This window comes from Streptomyces niveiscabiei, assembly GCF_001419795.1.
GTDB lineage: Bacteria > Actinomycetota > Actinomycetes > Streptomycetales > Streptomycetaceae > Streptomyces > Streptomyces niveiscabiei.
Genome location: NZ_LIRL01000769.1, coordinates 1 through 3,680 on the forward strand (window position 1 = coordinate 1; position 3,680 = coordinate 3,680).

Consider the following 3,680-nt stretch of genomic DNA (forward strand, 5'->3'; position numbering starts at 1 on the left):
CAGTACTCCCGCACCGCACTGGTCCGAGCCACCACCCGCCCCCGATGAATCACGATCCGGCTGTAGGCGAGCGACAACGCCCCCGCGAGCCGCTCCCCCCGCACCGCCAGCAACTCGGCCGGGAACCCCGCCTCCACCCGCACCTCCGGCAACCCGAGCACCGCGCGCGCGGACGCGCTGACGGCGTCGTACGCGTCCTCGGGCCGCAACCCCTCGCGCGAGGCCAGCAGATACGCGGCCTCCAGCGGGTCACCGCGCCCCACGGGGTTGGACACGTCCCGCAGTGCCCCGCTCCCGGCGGCGACCCGCACTCCCGCCGCCCGCAGGAGCCGCACAGGGGCCGTCCCACGGCCCTCCACGGCCCCGCAGGAGCCCTGGGGGAGGCAGACGACGGTGACGCCCGCGGCGGCGAGCTGGTCGGCCGTACGGGAGGCGTGCTCGGCGGGCAGCGCCCCGCAGGGGCCGAGCGTGACGCCGGGCCGCAGGCCCCCGCACTGCGCGGCGATGCGCGCGAGGCGCCCGGGGTCGGCGGCGTCGGTGTGCAGGTCGACGGGGCAGCCGTGCTCGGCGGCGACCTCCAGGACGGTCTGGACGTACCCCGTCGGGTCGGGGTCGAGGTCGGGGCAGCCGCCCACCACGCCCGCGCCCATCTTCAGCGCGTCCCGCAGCATCGCGAGCCCGTCCGCGCCCGCCACCCCGGTCAGCAGCCGGGGCACCGCCACGGCCGTCAGCTCCGCGAGCCCGCGCAGCGAACGGCGCGCCTGGAGGACGGCGCCGAGCGCGCCGAGCCCCTGGACGTCGCCCACGCGCACGTGCGCGCGCAGGGCGGTCGCTCCGTGGCCGAGCTGGAGGAGGGCCGCCTCGGTGGCGCGCCGCTGGACGTCCTCGGGGGCGTACGACACCGGCCCGCCCGTGTCGGCGGACAGCGCGGTGTCCGCGTGCGCGTGCGGTTCGGCGGGGGCGGGGAGCAGGAGGTAGCCGGAGAGGTCGACGCGGCCCCCGCGCGCGGGAGGGCCGGTCAGGCTGCCCGCCGTACCGACGGCCTCGATCCGGCCGCCGCCCAGCCGTACGTCCACGGTCCTGCCGTCGGTGAGCCTGGCGCCGCACAGCAGGAGGGCCGACGGGTCCTGCCGGCCGCCGGAGGACCCGCCGGAGGACGGCGGCGGGGACGGCTGAGGCTGGCTGTCGGGCATCGCGCTCCAGGGGCTCCGAGGTCATAGAACGGCACATGGGTCGCAGAGATCGCAGAGGGCGATCACACAGAGTGAGTCGAGCCTAGGGCGGTCGTCCGGTGCTGTCAGGGAGGGACGAAATAGTCGTACCGGTGTGGTCCGCCGCGCGGGGGAGGCCCCCGGGACCCTTGTGGCAGGCCGGAAACCGGGCCCGCACAGGGCTGGACAACGGATTTGGGTGAACGCCCGGGGAGCGTGTAATGTCTTCCTCGCTCGCCCCAATAGCTCAGTCGGTAGAGCGTCTCCATGGTAAGGAGAAGGTCTACGGTTCGATTCCGTATTGGGGCTCTGGTGAGAGAGGTTCCCGCCGCAAGACTTCCGGTCGCGGGGCGGGAACGGATCTCATCACAGCGGTGTAGCTCAGTCGGTAGAGCAAGCGGCTCATAATCGCTGTGTCACCGGTTCAAGTCCGGTCACCGCTACGAACAGTAGCCGATTGTGGGGTCGGTCCTTCAGTCGGCTACTCTTTCATGCGTTAATCCTTTCTATCCGTTCGTCAAGGAGCACTCACGTGGCTGCCACCGACGTCCGCCCGAAGATCACGCTGGCCTGCGTGGAGTGCAAGGAGCGGAACTACATCACCAAGAAGAACCGGCGTAACAACCCGGACCGACTGGAGATGAAGAAGCACTGCCCGCGTTGCAACGCGCACACCGCGCACCGCGAAACGCGATAAATCAGGCTCGTACGTGAGGCCGTCCCCGAGAGATCGGGGGCGGCCTCACGTCGTTGAACAGGCAGTACCGGTCAGTAGAGCAACCAGAGAGGTGCCGGGCCCATGGCGCTCGACCAGTCCTTCGTGGGGCGGAGCTACCCGCCCACCGAGCCCTACGAGGTGGGCCGGGAGAAGATCCGCGAGTTCGCGGTGGCGGTCGGCGACGACCACCCCGCGTACACGGACCCCGAGGCGGCCAAGGCCCTCGGCCACCCGGACGTGATCGCTCCGCCGACGTTCGTGTTCTCCATCACCTTCAAGGCCGCCGGACAGGTCGTCGAGGACCCTCAGCTGGGCCTCGACTACAGCCGCGTCGTGCACGGCGACCAGAAGTTCACGTACGTCCGGCCCGTGCGCGCGGGCGACCGGCTGAGCGTCACCACGACCATCGAGGCGATCAAGTCGATGGCCGGCAACGACATCCTGGACATCCGCGGCGAGGTCCACGACGAGGCCGGCGAGCACGTCGTGACCGCCTGGACCAAGCTCGTGGCCCGCGCGGTCACCGAGGAGGCGTGAGGAATCCCATGACGGCGAAGATTTCTTACGACGACGTCGAGGTCGGCACCGAACTGCCCGCCCGCACCTTCCCCGTGACCCGCGCCACGCTCGTGCGCTACGCGGGCGCCTCCGGCGACTTCAACCCGATCCACTGGAACGAGAAGTTCGCCAAGGAGGTGGGCCTCCCGGACGTCATCGCGCACGGCATGTTCACCATGGCCGAGGCCGTCCGCGTCGTCACCGACTGGACCGGTGACCCTGGCGCGGTCGTCGACTACGGCGTCCGCTTCACCAAGCCTGTTGTCGTCCCCAACGACGACGAGGGCGCCCTCATCGAGGTCACCGCCAAGGTCGCCGCCAAGCTCGACGACAACACGGTCCGCGTCGACCTCACCGTCACCAGCGCCGGCCAGAAGGTCCTCGGCATGTCCCGCGCGGTCGTCCGCCTGGCCTGAGGCTTTCCGTACGACAGGCGCGCACGCGTACGTCGATGTAAGGGGCGTTCTCCATGGCGAGGCGCCCCTTACCCGTGCCCGGCGGGCGACCGGCGTTGTCAGTGCCGTCTCGTAGGCTTGGCCGCGTGCTCGAACTTCACGACGCTCCGCTCGCCCCGCTGACCACGTTCCGGCTCGGCGGCCCCGCCTCCCGCCTGGTGACCGCCACCACCGACGCCGAGGTGATCGAGGCCGTGCGCGAGGCCGACGCGGCCGGGACACCCCTGCTGATCGTCGGCGGCGGCTCCAACCTCGTCGTCGGGGACAAGGGCTTCGACGGCACGGCCCTGCGCATCGCCACCCGCGGGACCGAACTGAGCGGTACGACGCTGGAGCTGGCCGCGGGCGAGGTGTGGACCGACGCCGTCGCGCGCGCGGTGGACGCCGGGCTCGCCGGGATCGAGTGCCTCGCCGGGATCCCCGGGTCTGCGGGCGCGACGCCGATCCAGAACGTCGGCGCGTACGGCCAGGAGGTCTCCTCGACGATCACCGAGGTCGTCGCCTACGACCGGCGCGCGGGCGAGACGGTCACGCTCTCCGCCGCCGAATGCGCCTTCTCGTACCGCCACAGCCGTTTCAAGGCGGACCCCGAGCGGTACGTCGTCCTGCGCGTGCGGTTCGCCCTGGAGGACGCGGGCGGAATGTCGGCGCCCGTCAAGTACGCGGAGACCGCGCGGGCGCTCGGCGTCGAGGTGGGGGAGCGGGTCGCACTCGGCGCCGCGCGCGAGACGGTGCTGA

5 protein-coding genes and 2 tRNA genes are annotated in these 3,680 nt (G+C 71.8%); 6 read left to right on the forward strand and 1 reads right to left on the reverse strand.

Annotated elements, in window-relative coordinates:
• On the reverse strand, nucleotides 1-1,193 hold a 1,193-nt coding region (locus AOK24_RS33060; protein WP_055723704.1), incomplete at its 3' end, for an amidohydrolase family protein.
• A gap of 254 nt (nucleotides 1,194-1,447) precedes the next feature.
• Between AOK24_RS33060 and AOK24_RS33065 the strand changes: the two genes are divergently transcribed.
• From AOK24_RS33065 to AOK24_RS51445, 6 genes are all read left to right on the forward strand, one after another.
• Nucleotides 1,448-1,520 (forward strand) — tRNA-Thr (locus AOK24_RS33065).
• 61 nt (nucleotides 1,521-1,581) lie between these two features.
• Nucleotides 1,582-1,654, forward strand: a tRNA-Met gene (locus AOK24_RS33070).
• Between the two features lie 89 nt (nucleotides 1,655-1,743).
• Entirely contained in the window at nucleotides 1,744-1,908 is a 165-nt protein-coding gene (gene rpmG, locus AOK24_RS33075) for a 50S ribosomal protein L33 (RefSeq protein WP_003948671.1), read from the forward strand.
• Nucleotides 1,909-2,010: 102 nt separating this feature from the next.
• Complete coding sequence (locus AOK24_RS33080; protein ID WP_055723705.1) at nucleotides 2,011-2,466, forward strand: MaoC family dehydratase N-terminal domain-containing protein; 456 nt, start codon at nucleotides 2,011-2,013, stop codon at nucleotides 2,464-2,466.
• An 8-nt stretch (nucleotides 2,467-2,474) separates the two neighbouring features.
• A complete protein-coding gene (locus AOK24_RS33085; protein WP_055723706.1) occupies nucleotides 2,475-2,903 on the forward strand; it encodes a MaoC family dehydratase in 429 nt (142 codons plus the stop codon).
• A gap of 125 nt (nucleotides 2,904-3,028) precedes the next feature.
• Nucleotides 3,029-3,680: UDP-N-acetylmuramate dehydrogenase (locus AOK24_RS51445; RefSeq protein WP_420876710.1), on the forward strand; the 652-nt coding region annotated here is incomplete at its 3' end.